Here is a 15,072-nt window from a genome sequence, read left to right as displayed (position 1 = left end):
AGATTTCCATGACACCACGCGAGGAAGCGGCTCGCGAAGCCGCCGCGCTGGGCGAGCAGCTGCGCCGCCACGCCCATCTCTACTACGTGCTCGACACGCCCGAGCTGCCCGACGCCGAGTACGACCGCATGTTCCAGCGCCTGCAGGCGCTGGAGACCGAATACCCCGAGCTGCGCACGCCCGACTCGCCGACCCAGCGCGTGGGGGGCGCGGTGCTGCCAGGCCTCACGCCGGTGCGGCACGCCGTGCCGATGCTGTCCATCCACACTGAAACCGACACCACCGCGGCCGGTGCCCTGGCCTTCGACGCGCGCGTCCGGCGCGAGCTGGGCCTGGGGCCGGACGCGCCGCCCGTCGAGTACTCGGCCGAGCTCAAGTTCGACGGCCTTGCCATCAACCTGCGCTACGAGAACGGCGTGCTGGTGCAGGGCGCCACCCGCGGCGACGGCGAAACCGGCGAAGACGTGACGCAGAACCTTCGCACCATCGGCCAGATCCCCTTGCGCCTCTCGGGCGACGCCCCGCCAGTGCTGGAAGTGCGCGGCGAGGTCTACATGCGGCGCGATGCCTTCGAACGGCTGAACGAGCGCCAACGCGAGCTCGGCGACAAGACCTTCATCAACCCGCGCAACACCGCGGCCGGCGCCATTCGCCAGCTCGATCCCGCGCTGGTGGCGCAGCGGCCGTTGAGCTTCTTCGCCTATGGGCTGGGCGAAGTGGTGGGCTGGACGCCGATGCCGTCCACGCACAGCGGCATGCTGGATGCGCTGGATGCCTTTGGCCTGCCGGTGGCGAAGGAGCGCGCCGCGGGGGCCGGCGCCGACACGCTGGTGGCCTTCCACGCGCGCATCGCGGCACAGCGCGACAAGCTGCCCTACGACATCGACGGCGTGGTCTACAAGGTGGACAGCCTGGAACTGCAGCGCCGGCTGGGCTTCAAGAGCCGCGAGCCGCGCTGGGCCATGGCGCACAAGTACCCGGCGCAGGAGCAAATGACCGAGGTGCGAAGCATCGAGGTGCAGGTGGGCCGCACCGGCAAACTCACGCCGGTGGCGAAGCTGGCGCCGGTCTTCGTCGGCGGCGTCACCGTGACCAACGCCACGCTGCACAACGAGGACGAGGCGCGGCGCAAGGATGTCCGGGTGGGCGACACCGTGATCGTGCGGCGCGCCGGCGACGTGATCCCCGAGGTGGTGGGCGTGGTGCCCGAGAGCGCTGCACGCCCGCCTGGGCAGCGCGGGCCCATCTTCACCATGCCGAAGAAGTGCCCGGTCTGCGGCTCCGATGCGCTGCGCGAGGAGGGCGAGGTCGACTACCGCTGCACCGGCGGCCTGTTCTGCGGCGCACAGCGCAAGGAGGCCATCCTGCATTTCGCGGCGCGGCGCGCCATGGACATCGAAGGCCTGGGCGACAAGCTGGTCGAGCAGCTGGTGGATGGCCAGTTGATCCGCACGCTGCCCGACCTCTACAAACTGGGCCTCACGACCCTGGCGGGCCTCGATCGCATGGCCGACAAGTCGGCGAAGAACCTGGTCGATGCGCTGGAGGCCTCCAAGAAGACCACGCTGCCGCGCTTTCTCTTCGGGCTCGGCATCCGGCACATCGGCGAAAGCACCGCCAAGGACCTGGCCAGGCACTTCGGCAAGCTCGACGCGATCATGGGCGCGAGCGAGGAGCAATTGCTGGAGGTCAACGACGTCGGCCCGGTGGTCGCGAAGAGCCTGCGCACCTTCTTCGACCAGGAACACAATCGCGAGGTGGTCGAGCAGCTGCGCGCCTGCGGCGTGACCTGGGAAGAGGGCGAGCCGGCCGCACGCGCGCCCAAGCCGCTTGCGGGCAAGACCTTCGTCATCACCGGCACCCTTCCTACGCTCAGCCGTGACGAAGCGAAGGACAAACTGGAATCGGCGGGTGCCAAGGTGGCCGGCTCGGTCAGCAAGAAGACCGATTTCGTGGTCGCGGGTGCCGAGGCCGGCAGCAAGCTCGACAAGGCACGCGATCTGGGGGTGGCCGTGATCGACGAGGAGCGGATGCTCGAAATCCTTGCCGACGGCCTTTGAGGTCGCCCAAGCTTTACCGGGCGTTTACCGTGCGTTACGCAGCTTCATTCGCCAGTAGTCAACAAGGTCTACAAAGGGACGTTGAATAGACCAAGTACCGACCAGGAGTCCATCATGATCAAGAATCGCCGTCTATTGGGTGTGTGTGCCGTGCTCGGCGGCGCGGCGCTGCTCGGCGGCTGTGTCGCCTATCCAGCAGGCTCCTACGGGTACTCCGACCCCTACTATGTGGACCCCGGCCCGGTCGTGGTCCAGCCGAACGTGTACATCGACGGCAGCTATGGCGGCGGCTATTACTCCCGTCCGCGTTATCCCTATCCGTACCGCTACGACCAGGGACGGCCCGGTTACTCCCCTCGTGCGGGTTATCCGCGCTCCGGCTGGAGCGGGGCCCGCCCCGGCGTTCCCGTGCCGCCGCCGCCGGGCCTCGGCCCGCGGACCGGCGGCGTTGCCGGCACGCAGGTGCCGATTCCCCCGGGGCGCAGCGGGCGCGAGATCAACCGCATGCTGACCTCGCCGGACTCGAACACCCAGACCCCTCCTTGATGGCGCCGCGCCCTGCACGGTCGCGATAATGGCGGCCATGACGGTACGCGAGATCCTCAAGATGGGCGACCCACGGCTGCTGCGCATCGCGCAGCCGGTCGCCGCCTTCGACACCGACGAGCTTCACCTGCTGGTGCGGGACATGTTCGAGACCATGCATGCGGTGAACGGCGCCGGCCTTGCCGCGCCGCAGATCGGCGTCGACCAGCAGCTCGTGATCTTCGGCACCGACACCCTCAACCCGCGCTATCCGGATGCGCCGGCCGTGCCGCGCACGGTTCTGATCAATCCCGTCATCACGCCGGTCGGCGCCGAGGAGGAAGAAGGCTGGGAAGGCTGCCTTTCCGTGCCCGGGCTGCGCGGCGTGGTGCCGCGCTTCGCCCACATCCGCTATACCGGCTTCGACCCGTACGGCGATCCCATCGACCGCACCGTCAGCGGCTTCCACGCACGCGTCGTGCAGCACGAGGTCGATCACCTGCTGGGCAAGCTCTACCCGATGCGGGTGCGCGATTTCTCGCGCTTCGGCTACACCGAGATCCTGTTCCCGGGCCTCGATGCGGCCGAAGACGAGTAGCGCGCTTAGTTGTAGCGTCCGCTGTTGCCGCCGATGCTGAAGCGCCCGGCGCCCAGGAAGGCCACGGCCAGCGCGCTGAAGAGGAACAGACCCTGCAGCTCCAGCTCCCAGCCGCCCTGCTTGTTGAGCATGCCGATCTGCTTCATGTGCACCAGCCAGATGGCGACGAGCATGTTGATGACCACGATCCATGCCGCCGGCCGCGTGTAGAGGCCGATGATCAGGAGCACCGGCGCGACGATCTCGCCGACATAGACAAGGTAGGCGAGGGCGCCCGGCAGGCCATGCGAAGTCAACATGCTCGCCGCGAACCCTACGCCGCCCTGGATCTTGGCAATGCCATGCAGCAGCATCAGGATGCCCAGCGCGAGGCGCAGGATGAGTTTGCCGGTGTCGTCGGAACGGATCATGTTCGAAAGGCCCTTCTGTTGTTAAAAAAACAGGGGCGATTGTGGTCGATTCCGTCCACGTCTTCCTGACCGTCCTCTGAGGGCTTGGGGAGACTCACTCTCAAGCGGCCAGGGCCTCGAGCAGCTCAGTCTCGATCGTCGCCTGCGTGCGCTGGCCCTGCAGCTCGGGCCCGCTGATCAGGAAGGTGTCCTCCACCCGCTCGCCCAGCGTCGTGATCTTGGCGAGCTGCAGGTTGAGGTGATGGCGCGCCAGCACGCGTGCCACCGAGTACAGCAGGCCCGCGCGGTCGCTGGCCGAGATGTTGAGCAGCCAGCGCTGCGCCTTTTCGTCGGGCAGCAGGCTGACCCGCGGCTTGATCGGGAAGCTGCGCACCCGGCGCGACACGCGGCCCTTGCTGGGCGAGGGCAGGGGGCCGGCGTCGTCCAGCGTCTTGGCCAGGCCGGTCTCGACCATGCTGATCAGGTCGCGGTAGTGCTCGGGAATGAAGGTGGTGACGATCTGGAAGGTGTCGAGCGCGTAGCCGTTGGTGGCGGTGTGCACCTTGGCGTCGAGGATGCTGAAGGAGGACTGGTCGAAGTAGCCGCAGATGCGCGCGAACAGATCGGGCTGGTCGGGCGTGTAGACCACCACTTGCAGTCCTTCGCCCACCGGCGAGAGCCGGGCGCGCACGATCGCGGGCGCATGCGGGTCCACCGGCACGTTCCTCGGCGGCACGTGGCGCGAGAGCTGCTTGGTGTGCCAGGCGATCTCGGAGGCGTCGTGGCGCATGAAGTAGCCCACGTCCAGCGTCTCCCACAGCGCCTTGTGCGCCTCGAAGGGCTGCGCATGCAAGGCCAGTTGCACCAGAGCCTCGCGCTTGCGTGCCTCCACCTCGGCGCCCGGGTCGGGCATGCGGCCGCCCAGGGCGCGCAGCGTCGATCGGTAGAGGTCCTCGAGCAGCTTGCCCTTCCAGGCGTTCCACACGCGCGGCGAGGTGCCGCGGATGTCGGCGATGGTGAGGAGGTACAGCGCCGTCAGGTAGCGCTCGTTGCCGACGCGCCGGGCGAAGCCGCCGATCACCTCGGGATCGCTCAGGTCCTGCTTCTGCGCGACCTGGCTCATCACCAGGTGCTCGGAAACGAGGAACTCGATCAGCCTGGCGTCCTCGCGCGGGATTTCGTGCTGGCGGCAGAAGCGCCGCACGTCGCGCGCGCCGAGCTCCGAGTGGTCGCCGCCGCGACCCTTGGCGATGTCGTGGAACAGGGCCGCGACGTAGAGGATCCACGGCTTGTCCCAGCCGCCTGCGAGCTGCGAGCAGAAGGGGTACTCGTGCGCGTGCTCGGCGATGAAGAAGCGGCGCACGTTGCGCAGCACCATCAGGATGTGCTGGTCGACCGTGTAGACGTGGAACAGGTCATGCTGCATCTGCCCCACGATGCTGCGGAACACGCGCAGGTAGCGGCCCAGCACCGAGGTCTGGTTCATCAGCCTGAAGGCATGCGTGATGCCGCGCGGCTCCAGCAGGATGCGCATGAAGGTCGCATGGTTCACGCGGTCGTTGCGGAACTTGCTGTCCATCACGTGGCGCGCGTTGTAGAGCGCGCGCAGCGTGCGCGCCGACAGGCCGTTGACGCCGATGGTCTTCTGGTAGAGCAGGAAGGTCTCGAGGATCGCGTGCGGATCCTTGAGGTACAGGTCGTCGCTCGCGACCTCGATCAGGCCGCCCTTCTCGAAGAAGCGTTCGTTGATGCGGGTGGCCTGCTCCTCCTGCGGATTCAGCCGATCGGCGATGTTGAGCAGCAGGATCTGGTTGAGCTGCGTGACCGCCTTGGCCGCCCAGTAGTAGCGGCGCATCAGCGCCTCGCTGGACTTGCGCTGCGACTCGCCGACGTAGCCGAAGGTGGCGGCGACCGCAGTCTGCAGGTCGAACACCAGACGGTCTTCGCGCCGGTTGGCGATCAGATGCAGGCGGGCGCGGATCAGGCTCAGCAGGGCCTCGTTGCGCTTGATCTGCTGCACCTCGAAGGGCGTGGCCAGGCCGTTCTTCGCCAGGTCGTCCCAGCGCCTGCCGAAGCCGGCGGCCTTGGCGACCCAGAGGACGGTCTGCAGGTCGCGCAGCCCTCCCGGCGATTCCTTGCAGTTGGGCTCCAGCGCATAGGGTGTGTTCTCGTACTTCTGGTGCCGGTGCCGCATCTCCTGCGTCTTGGCCGCGAAGAAGGCGTGCGGGTCGATGTCGGCAAGGAAGCTCTTGCGGAAGGCCGCGTAGAGCTTCTTGTCGCCGGCGACGAGACGGGATTCGAGCAGCGAAGTCTGGACCGTGACGTCCTTTGCGGCCTCGGCCAGGCATTCGTCCACCGTGCGCACGCTGGAGCCGATCTCAAGGCCCGCATCCCAGCAATGGCCGATGAAGGCCTCGATGCGCGCCGGTTCGATCTCGGTCGCATGGTCGGCAGGCAGCAGCAGCAGCACATCGACGTCGGAGAAGGGGAACAGCTCGCCGCGACCGAAGCCGCCGACCGCGACCAGCGCCAGGCGGTTGCCGAAGCCCGCGTCCTCCCACAGTGCGTTGAGCGCCTCGTCGGCCAGCGCCGCCAGCTGGCGCAGCACGGTGTGGACGCTGCGCGTGGGTGCGCGCGCGCTGCGTGCCTGGTCATACAGCGCAAGCTTGTGCGTGCGGTAGGCGTCACGCAAGGAAGCGATGTCCACCATGGCAGCCTGTCGAAGGCTGGACGCCGCCTTCAAGCCGAGGCGCTGACGAAGGCAGGCGGCGGCGGGCTGCCGGGCGAGAGCGTGAGCACCTCGTAGCCGGTCTCGGTGACCAGCACCGTGTGCTCCCACTGCGCCGACAGCGAATGGTCGCGGGTGACGATGGTCCAGCCGTCGTACTGGCCGCCGCGGGCGTCTTCCTTGATGTCGCGCTTGCCGGCGTTGATCATCGGCTCGATGGTGAAGGTCATGCCGGGCTTGAGCTCGTCGAGCGTGCCGGGCTTGCCGTAGTGCAGCACCTGCGGCTCCTCGTGGAAACCGCGGCCGATGCCGTGGCCGCAGAACTCGCGCACCACCGAGAAGCCGTTGCTCTCGGCGAAGCGCTGGATGGCGAAGCCGATGTCGCCCAAATGCACGCCAGGCTTCACTTTGACGATGCCATGCCACATGGCCTCGTAGGTGAAGGCGCACAGGCGCTTTGCAGCGATCGAGGCGTCGCCGACGATGAACATCCGGCTCGTGTCACCATGCCACCCATCCTTGATAACCGTGACGTCGATATTGACGATGTCGCCTTTCTTGAGCGGCTTGTCGTTCGGGATGCCGTGGCACACCACGTGGTTGGTCGAGGTGCAGATGGACTTGGGGTAAGGCACGCTCGAGGCGCCCATGTAGTTGAGGGGGGCGGGGATCGCGCCCTGGACCTGCGTGATGTAGTCGTGCGCGAGCTTGTCGATCTCGTTGGTGGTCACGCCGGGCTTCACGTGGGGGGTCAGGTAGTCCAGCACTTCGGCTGCGAGGCGGCCCGCCGTGCGCATGCCGGCCACGCCCTCGGCGTCTTTGTAGGTGATGCTCATGGGCCGGAATTATCCCATCCACCCCGCTAAAATTCCGGGCTTGGCGCGGATGGCCCCAGTCAGCGGCCACCGCCTTCCTCTCCTGGTTTCCAATGCGGCCCGACGGCCGATCCGATCGTGACCTTGCCCCTGAATGCGCCCTCCCATCCCGTCGCCCCGGTGGTGACTTTCTTCGAGGGCGGCAGCGCGCTCAGCGAGTTCCGCGCCCGGCAGCTGCTGCCGAGGCTGCAGGCGATCGAGCCCCGCGTCGCGGGCCTCTCGGCGCGCTTCGTACACCTGGTCGCGACCGACCACGCGCTCGAGGGTGCCGAACGCGAGCGCTTCGCCGCCCTGCTGGGCTACGGCGAGCCCTTCGACGCGCCGCCCAAGGCGGGGACCGTGCTGGTCGTCACGCCGCGCCTGGGCACCGTCTCGCCATGGGCCTCGAAGGCCACCGACATCGCCCACAACTGCGGGCTGGCGCTGCGCCGCGTCGAGCGGGTCACGCAGTACCACCTGGCGCTCAAGGCCCCGCTGCTGGGCAAGGCGCCGGTGCTCGACGACGACACGCTGGCTGCGTTGGCTGCGCTGCTGCACGACCGCATGACCGAATCGGTGCTCACCGGGCTCGCGCAGACGGCGGCGCTGTTTGCCGAACTGCCGGGCCAGCCGATGGCGCAGGTGGATGTCCTGGCCGGCGGTCGCGCCGCGCTGGTCGAGGCCAACACGCGCTTTGGCCTGGCGTTGGCGGAGGACGAGATCGACTACCTCATCGACGCCTTCACCCGGCTCGGCCGCAACCCGAGCGACGTCGAGCTGATGATGTTCGCCCAGGCCAACAGCGAGCACTGCCGCCACAAGATCTTCAACGCCGACTTCGTGATCGACGGCCAGCCGCAGCCGCAGAGCCTGTTCTCGATGATCCGGCACACCGAGCGCCAGAACCCGCAGCACACGGTGGTGGCCTACGCCGACAACGCCTCGATCATGGAGGGCTCGAGGGTCGAGCGCTTCGTCGCCGCCTCGGCTGCCGGCCGCTATGACAGGCAGGAGGCGCTGAACCACGTGCTGATGAAGGTCGAGACGCACAACCACCCCACCGCGATCTCGCCTTTCCCGGGCGCCTCCACCGGGGCGGGCGGCGAGATCCGCGACGAAGGCGCCACGGGCCGCGGCTCCAGACCCAAGGCCGGGCTGACCGGCTTCACCGTGTCGAAGCTCTGGCCCGCCGAAGGCGGCTACGGCAAGCCCGAACACATCGCCAGCCCGCTGCAGATCATGACGGAGGGCCCGCTGGGCGGGGCCGCCTTCAACAACGAGTTCGGCCGGCCCAACCTGCTGGGCTACTTCCGCGAGTACGAGCAGGCCATCGCCAGCGACCGCGACACGCTGCAGCGCGGCTACCACAAGCCGATCATGATCGCGGGGGGCCTCGGCAGCATCGATGCGGGACAGACGAAGAAGATCCAGTTCCCCGCGGGCACACTGCTGATCCAGCTCGGCGGCCCCGGCATGCGCATCGGCATGGGCGGCAGTGCGGCGAGCTCGATGGCCACCGGCGCCAATGCGGCAGAACTGGACTTCGACTCGGTGCAGCGCGGCAATCCCGAGATCGAAAGACGCGCCCAGGAGGTCATCAACCATTGCTGGCAGCAGGGCGGGGCGAACCCCATCCTGGCGATCCACGACGTGGGAGCGGGTGGACTGAGCAATGCCTTCCCTGAGCTCACCAACGATGCAGGCCGCGGCGCACGCTTCGACCTGCGCGCCGTGCCGCTGGAAGAATCAGGCCTGGCGCCGAAGGAGATCTGGTGCAACGAGAGCCAGGAGCGCTATGTGCTGGCGATTGCGCCCGAGTCGCTTGAACAGTTCAAGGCCTTTTGCGAGCGGGAACGGTGTCCGTTTGCAGTGGTAGGCGTGGCCACGGAGGAGCGGCAACTGGTCGTGGCGGACGACGGCACCCCGCCCGTCGACATGCCCATGGACGTCCTCCTCGGCAAACCTCCCAAGATGCTGCGAGATGTCCAGTCGATCCAGCGCAAGTTCAAGCCCCTCGACCTCACCGGCGTCGACCTGCAGAAGGCCGCCATCGACGTCCTCTCCCACCCCACTGTTGCTTCCAAGCGCTTCCTCGTCACCATTGGCGACCGTACTGTCGGCGGCCTCAGCCATCGCGACCAGATGGTCGGCCCCTGGCAGGTGCCGGTGGCCGACTGCGCCGTGACCCTGGCCGACTACAAGGGTTTCGCCGGCGAGGCCATGAGCATGGGCGAGCGCACCCCGCTCGCCGCCCTCGACGCCCCGGCGTCGGGCCGGATGGCGGTGGCGGAGGCCATCACCAACCTGCTCGCCGCGCCCATCGAGCTCTCGCGCGTCAAGCTCTCGGCCAACTGGATGGCGGCCTGCGGCGAGCCGGGCGAGGATGCGGCGCTGTACGAGACGGTGAAGGCCGTGGGCCTGGCGCTCTGTCCGGCGCTCGGCATCTCGATTCCGGTGGGCAAGGATTCGCTGTCCATGCGCACCCAGTGGCAGGCGCAGGGCGAGCAGAAGAAGGTCAGCTCGCCCGTGAGCCTGATCGTGAGCGCCTTCGCCACCCTGGCCGACGTGCGGGGCACGTTGACGCCGCAGCTGGATGCGACCGAGCTGGACAGCACGCTCGTCCTGATCGACCTGGGCCGCGGCCGGCAGCGCATGGCGGGCAGCATCCTGGCCCAGACCCTGGGGCAGAGCGGCGACGTCGTGCCGGACCTCGACGACCCACAGGATCTCGTCAAGCTGGTCGCGGCCGTCAACGCGCTGCGCGCCGAGGGCAAGATCCTCGCGATGCACGACCGCAGCGACGGCGGCCTGTTCGCCGCCGCCTGCGAGATGGCCTTTGCCGGCCATGTGGGCGTCGCCCTCAACATCGACCTGCTGGTGACCGAGGGCGACGGCATCAGCGACAGCCGCGCCGAGTACGGCGACGCCAAGAACTGGGCCGGCCAGGTCAGCGCCCGGCGCGAAGAGCTCAGCTTGAAGGCGCTCTTCAACGAAGAGCTCGGCATGCTGCTGCAGGTGCGCACCGCCGAGCGCAACGAGGTGATGCAGACGCTGCGCGCGCACGGCCTCAGCACCCACAGTCATTTCGTCGGCAAGACCCGGCCCGGCGCCTCGGCCATCGAGGCCGGCAAGGGCAAGGTGGAGGTCTGGCGCGATGCCAAGGCCATCTTCAGCGCCAGCCTGCAGGACCTGCACCAGGTCTGGGATGCCGTGAGCTGGAAGATCTGCCGCGAGCGCGACAACCCGGACTGCGCCGACGCCGAGCATGCCGCCGCCGGCGAGCCTCAGGACCCCGGCCGTCATGTGCACCTGGCGCCGGGCGTGGAGGAGAACGTCGCCGCGCCTTTTCTCAACCTCGCGCGGCCCAAGGTCGCGATCCTGCGCGAACAGGGCGTGAATTCGCACGTCGAGATGGCCTATGCCTTCCACGAGGCGGGTTTCGAATCCTTCGACATCCACATGACCGACCTGCAGACCGGCCGCGCCGACCTGGCCGACTTCAAGGGCGTGGTGGCGTGCGGCGGCTTCAGCTATGGCGACACCCTGGGCGCCGGCATCGGGTGGGCGCGCAGCATCACCTTCAACCCGAAGCTGGGCGAGCAGTTCAGGGCTTTCTTTGGCCGGGGCGACACCTTCGGCCTGGGCGTGTGCAACGGCTGCCAGATGTTCGCCGAGCTGGCCGACATCATTCCCGGCGCCGAGGCATGGCCGCGCTTCACCACCAACCAGAGCGAGCGCTTCGAGGCGCGGCTGTCGATGGTCGAGGTGCTCGATTCGCCCAGCCTGTTCTTCGCCGGCATGGCTGGCAGCCGGCTGCCCATCGCGGTCGCGCACGGCGAGGGCTACGCGAACTTCAAGCACCGCGGCGACCCGGCGAAGGCCATCGCGGCGATGCGCTTCGTCGACAACCATGGCCAGCCGACCGAGCGCTATCCCTTCAACCCCAATGGCAGCACCGGCGGCCTGACCTCGGTGACCACCGTCGACGGCCGCTTCACCGCGCTGATGCCCCATCCGGAGCGCGTGTTCCGCAATATCCAGATGAGCTGGACCTCGGGCGACCGCAGTGCACTCAGCCCGTGGATCCGGATCTGGCGCAATGCGCGGAAGTGGGTGGGGTAGGCGCTTGCGCTCGTTCGGTGACGCTATCACGTGTATGGATTGGTGAACTCATACACATCACGCGAACAAACATCGTCATCGACGACAGGCTCATGAACGACACCTTGCGCCCACGGGTCTGGGGACCAAACGTGAGGTCGTGGAGCTGGGCTTGCGCACCTTGCTTCGGCTGCGGCAGCAGGAAGCGCTTCGGCGCTTGCGCTGCAAGCGCAACTGCCAGGGTGACTTGGCCGAGATGCGGACCGACAAGTGATCCTGGTCGATTCCAGCGTCTGGATCGACTATTTCAGGGGCACGGATTCGGTCTCGGCCGATCGACTGGACCAACTGCTCCAGACGGAGCCCGTCGCCATCGGCGACCTGATCTTGGCGGAAGTACTGCAGGGCTTCAGCAGCGAACGCGACTTCACCGAGGCCCGAAAGCTGCTGACGGCGCTGGAGGTCGTGACGCTCCGTGGCGAGGCGTTTGCGATCGATGCTGCGGGGAACCAGCGTCGCTTGCGTGCGCTCGGCTTCACGGTCCGCAAGACCATCGACACCCTGATTGCAACGTGGTGCATCGAGAACGATGGCACCCTGTTGCACGACGACAGGGACTTCGACGCCTTCGAGAAGCATCTGGGTCTTCGGTGCTGCTGAGGCAGGGGCGATAGGCAAACAAAAAAACGCGGCCACTGTGGCCGCGTTTTTGTTTTGTACGTCTGCAGTCGGGCGTGCGGCCCGTCATCAAGCATTGGTATGCAAACCTGGATTTGTTGCACGCTAAACAGACAGAGCATGGCGAATTGAGCAGCCTCTGTGGCCGAAAGAGCGTGGCGGTGTGGCTCGAAAAATCTCGTTGGACGTCGCGAAATCTGTATTCGACAGTTCTATTTTTCAGATTTTCTGTGCCACTCTGTCATTATTATCCGCCTACCGTAAGTGCTCTCTTTTCAACAATCATTTCGACGTTTTTAAAGGTGTTTTTATGAATCTTCGCAATGCCACTGCTGGTGCAGCACCGATCGTTTTGCAGAGCAATCATTCACGAGCGCTGAATCGGCAGGCCGCCTTAAACAAACCTTTAACGCCCGCATCCCTGAAAGGCTCGCCTCAGCCTGTACGCGACTACTTTGACGGACAGGAGTCCTGCAATCTTCTCGCCGTGCAGAATTGGGCGGTCGAAAAAGGCGAAGTAAATCTGCTGAGGCAACTGGCCAGCGATGGTTTTCAGGGACCGATCTGCGTGTCTTCCGTGTATTCGCATGATATACTGGAATTGGCAATCAAGTCAGAACTTTCTATCGAATTTCACCCTGGCAGCATAAATTCGGCTAACGCGGTTGAAATCATTGAATTCCTGCAGAATCCAGTGAAAATCGAAGGGCTGCATCTGGACATTTCCTCCGATATTGATCTGAAGTTGCTCCATGACTTGCTTCAAGCTGTCGATGCTCTTTCCGATCTGAAAAAGCTGGAAGTCAAAGTGGATGGAAATCTCACTGGGCCCATTTCCAAGCATATCAGTTGGGCTTTGGCAAGCTCCAGAGTTTGCCTGATTTTATCCACAACTGCACGCTCGTTGATTTTGAGTCATGTTGACGATCTCTCTGATCATGTTGACGATCTTTCTGAGAGTGGCGGCGATGACGATGCAGCACCAGAAACACATTATGTAATGCATCAAAACGCTATTCAATACCTGGAAAATAGCGCTAATGATTTACGAGCGTTTGCAAGGCAAGATCGATACAAAGCTCAAACTCTTCCCTTGGGACCTACAAGATCGAAAACCGAAGCGCAAGCAGCATGGCTTGATTTCAGTGCTGAAATGGAGGGAACGAATGCTGCATATAAACGTCAACAGGCTGCGGTGGAAAAATTCTCCTCTCAGGCTTTGCAGGAATTTCTTGAAATGACAAGCTGCCCGGAAACTGGTCGCTTCATAAAAAACCAGTTTATCGATGTGCTCGTGCATGTGGCTCTGGATTCTGATGATTGCAATCTTCTCCGGGCCATTGGCGTGCTGGCACCAGACTGTTCCTGGACTTTCCGAAATGCAATACCTTCCCAAGATCAAATGAATTTGATTATCGGCTGCACAATCCCTTGCACTCTTGAAATCCGTTTGACCGAACAAAACGTCGAGCAATTTAATGAAATAATGGAATATTGCGGCGATGCCTTCTCAAAATTGGATTTGAGGCTAAGCAAAGATCTCAGCGTAGATAGCGCGAGCTTGATCATCAATTCCGTTGCAAATTTGAAAGATGTCAAAAAACTCTCTCTGACTTTCGAGGAATATTTTGATCTGGATTTTTCGGAAACCGACATGGGGTTGGATTTATCGGGTTATTTGGTCAATGCAGATTCTGTCATTCTTCGAGGAGCAGGCGAGAAAAATTCATTTATCAAGGTATTGCTCAAAATGATGCAGCCGAGTTCTCTTTCACTTGACTTGATCACGCCGAGTGTGGCTGCCGATTTGCTTGCTTCGTTCATGGAGAAAGAAGAGAAAATGGATTTTTTGAACGAACTGCACATTTGCTGCAGTATTTCAGACGACGAGCCGCAAGAATTTTTGCTCTTGGAAGCCATCAAAAATTCAATTAAGTTGAGACCTGGTTTGAATATTGTGGTTCAATCGAATTTCTCGCTTTTTTCCGGCGAAAAAGATAAAACAGAATTCATCCAAGCGACTCAAAATAACCCAGTAGAGAATATACGACTGGAAAGCTATTTGCCGGCGATCGACGGCTGGCAAAGCTATCTGCAAATCAACCCCTCGCTGCATGCCAAGGCCCAGGAATACTTCGGGCTCATGGGATTGCCGAAAGAACTGGGGACGGAGGCGGTCAATGGTGGGTCTTTTAAACCTGCAGATATTTTGACACTCAATGCGGCGAACGCAATATTCACCAAGCTGGCGGAAAAGGGACTGAAACCCCAACTGGACCCCAATCCGCCTAAAAATTAATTACGCGCAAAAAAGCGGCCCGCAAGGGCCGCTTTTTGTTGAGGCGTAGGTTTTATTCGACTTTGGCCTTCGCCCGCAGCTCTTCCTGGTACTTCTGCAAGCGCTGCTGCTGCAGCTGCTGCACGATCTGCGGCTTGACCTCTTCCAGCTTGGGCAGCTGGGCCTGGCGGACGTCGTCGACGCGGATGATGTGGTAGCCGAACTGCGACTTGACGGGCGCGGGGGTCGTCTCGCCCTTCTTGAGCTTGATCATCGCCTCCGAGAACTCGGGCACGAAGCTGGCGGGTGCGGCCCAGTCGAGGTCTCCGCCGTTGGCGCCGGAGCCCGGGTCCTTGCTCTGCTTCTTGGCGAGGTCCTCGAACTTGGCGCCCTTCTTGAGGTCGGCCAGGATCTTCTGGGCCTGGTCTTCCTTCTCGACCAGGATGTGGCGGGCCTTGTACTCCTTGCCGCCGTTGGCCGCGACGAACTTGTCGTACTCGGCCTGCGCCTCGGCATCGGACACCGCATTCGCCTTGCGGTAGCCCTCGAACAGCTGGCGGATCAGGATGGCCTGGCGCGCGAGTTCGAGCTGGTTCTTGTAGTCGTCGGTACTGTCCAGGCCCTGCTTCTGGGCTTCCTGCATGAAGATCTCGCGGGCGACCACTTCTTCGCGCAACTGGCCCTGCATCTCGGGTGTGACCGGGCGGCCGGCTGCCGCCAGCTGTTGGGCCAGCACGTCCATGCGCGCCTTGGGCACCGGCTTGCCATTGACGATGGCCGCGTTCTGCGCGAACGCGGGAAGGGCAGCCAGAAGAGCGGCGGCGGCTGCGGCCTGCAGGAGATGTTTCTTCATAGAGGGGG

Annotated in this window: 11 protein-coding genes; 7 read left to right on the top strand and 4 right to left on the bottom strand. The window is 64.3% G+C overall.

Translation table 11 applies throughout. The features are described from left to right. Window positions 1-8: 8 nt before the first annotated feature. From ligA to def, 3 genes are all read left to right on the top strand, one after another. Window positions 9-2,060 carry an NAD-dependent DNA ligase LigA gene (ligA, locus tag E5P3_RS16010; protein ID WP_162586873.1) on the top strand — a complete coding sequence of 684 codons (2,052 nt, stop codon included), beginning with the start codon at window positions 9-11 and terminating at the stop codon, window positions 2,058-2,060. Between the two features lie 81 nt (window positions 2,061-2,141). Beyond that, window positions 2,142-2,606 carry a hypothetical protein gene (locus tag E5P3_RS16005; protein ID WP_332107379.1) on the top strand — a complete coding sequence of 155 codons (465 nt, stop codon included), beginning with the start codon at window positions 2,142-2,144 and terminating at the stop codon, window positions 2,604-2,606. Between the two features lie 37 nt (window positions 2,607-2,643). Continuing rightward, the gene (gene def / locus E5P3_RS16000) at window positions 2,644-3,183 is read left to right on the top strand and encodes a peptide deformylase (protein ID WP_162586872.1); all 540 of its coding nucleotides are present in this window, start codon (window positions 2,644-2,646) and stop codon (window positions 3,181-3,183) included. 5 nt (window positions 3,184-3,188) lie between these two features. Here the strand turns inward: def and E5P3_RS15995 are convergent, their stop codons facing one another. From E5P3_RS15995 to map, 3 genes are all read right to left on the bottom strand, one after another. After that, the gene (locus tag E5P3_RS15995) at window positions 3,189-3,593 is read right to left on the bottom strand and encodes a DoxX family protein (protein WP_162586871.1); all 405 of its coding nucleotides are present in this window, start codon (window positions 3,591-3,593) and stop codon (window positions 3,189-3,191) included. Between the two features lie 100 nt (window positions 3,594-3,693). After that, on the bottom strand, window positions 3,694-6,282 hold the full coding sequence (locus E5P3_RS15990; RefSeq protein ID WP_162586870.1) for a [protein-PII] uridylyltransferase: 2,589 nt from the start codon (window positions 6,280-6,282) through the stop codon (window positions 3,694-3,696). A 29-nt stretch (window positions 6,283-6,311) separates the two neighbouring features. Beyond that, window positions 6,312-7,136: a type I methionyl aminopeptidase gene (gene map / locus E5P3_RS15985; protein ID WP_162586869.1), complete on the bottom strand. Its 825-nt coding sequence runs from the start codon at window positions 7,134-7,136 to the stop codon at window positions 6,312-6,314. 117 nt (window positions 7,137-7,253) lie between these two features. On the opposite strand from map, the gene purL reads away from it, so the two are divergent. The 4 genes from purL (at window position 7,254) to E5P3_RS15965 (ending at window position 14,232) form a co-directional block, all read left to right on the top strand. Further along, window positions 7,254-11,276 carry a phosphoribosylformylglycinamidine synthase gene (gene purL, locus E5P3_RS15980; RefSeq protein WP_232073154.1) on the top strand — a complete coding sequence of 1,341 codons (4,023 nt, stop codon included), beginning with the start codon at window positions 7,254-7,256 and terminating at the stop codon, window positions 11,274-11,276. Window positions 11,277-11,415: 139 nt separating this feature from the next. Beyond that, a complete protein-coding gene (locus tag E5P3_RS36465; protein ID WP_443083251.1) occupies window positions 11,416-11,529 on the top strand; it encodes a hypothetical protein in 114 nt (37 codons plus the stop codon). Further along, window positions 11,526-11,915 carry a type II toxin-antitoxin system VapC family toxin gene (vapC, locus tag E5P3_RS15970; protein ID WP_162586868.1) on the top strand — a complete coding sequence of 130 codons (390 nt, stop codon included), beginning with the start codon at window positions 11,526-11,528 and terminating at the stop codon, window positions 11,913-11,915. The genes E5P3_RS36465 and vapC overlap by 4 nt, the downstream gene beginning before the upstream one ends. A 328-nt stretch (window positions 11,916-12,243) precedes the next feature. Further along, window positions 12,244-14,232, top strand: coding sequence for a hypothetical protein (locus E5P3_RS15965; RefSeq protein WP_162586867.1), 1,989 nt, complete (start codon window positions 12,244-12,246; stop codon window positions 14,230-14,232). Window positions 14,233-14,284: 52 nt separating this feature from the next. On the opposite strand, the gene E5P3_RS15960 is transcribed toward E5P3_RS15965, so the two are convergent. Beyond that, the gene (locus tag E5P3_RS15960; RefSeq protein ID WP_162586866.1) at window positions 14,285-15,064 is read right to left on the bottom strand and encodes a peptidylprolyl isomerase; all 780 of its coding nucleotides are present in this window, start codon (window positions 15,062-15,064) and stop codon (window positions 14,285-14,287) included. Between the last annotated feature and the right edge of the window lie 8 nt (window positions 15,065-15,072).

The organism is Variovorax sp. RA8 (assembly GCF_901827175.1).
In the GTDB taxonomy this organism is placed as follows: Bacteria; Pseudomonadota; Gammaproteobacteria; order Burkholderiales; family Burkholderiaceae_C; genus Variovorax.
Note: the sequence above shows the minus strand (reverse complement) of the source record. Positions and strands in the feature narration are given on the sequence as shown.

What these genes read in the sequence shown, in the direction of transcription:
- ligA (WP_162586873.1), top strand. Translation starts at nt 9, where the DNA reads ATGACACCACGCGAGGAAGCGGCTCGCGAAGCCGCCGCGCTGGGCGAG.
- def (WP_162586872.1), top strand. Translation starts at nt 2,644, where the DNA reads ATGACGGTACGCGAGATCCTCAAGATGGGCGACCCACGGCTGCTGCGC.
- E5P3_RS15995 (WP_162586871.1), bottom strand. Translation starts at nt 3,593, where the DNA reads ATGATCCGTTCCGACGACACCGGCAAACTCATCCTGCGCCTCGCGCTG.
- E5P3_RS15990 (WP_162586870.1), bottom strand. Translation starts at nt 6,282, where the DNA reads ATGGTGGACATCGCTTCCTTGCGTGACGCCTACCGCACGCACAAGCTT.
- map (WP_162586869.1), bottom strand. Translation starts at nt 7,136, where the DNA reads ATGAGCATCACCTACAAAGACGCCGAGGGCGTGGCCGGCATGCGCACG.
- E5P3_RS15965 (WP_162586867.1), top strand. Translation starts at nt 12,244, where the DNA reads ATGAATCTTCGCAATGCCACTGCTGGTGCAGCACCGATCGTTTTGCAG.
- E5P3_RS15960 (WP_162586866.1), bottom strand. Translation starts at nt 15,064, where the DNA reads ATGAAGAAACATCTCCTGCAGGCCGCAGCCGCCGCCGCTCTTCTGGCT.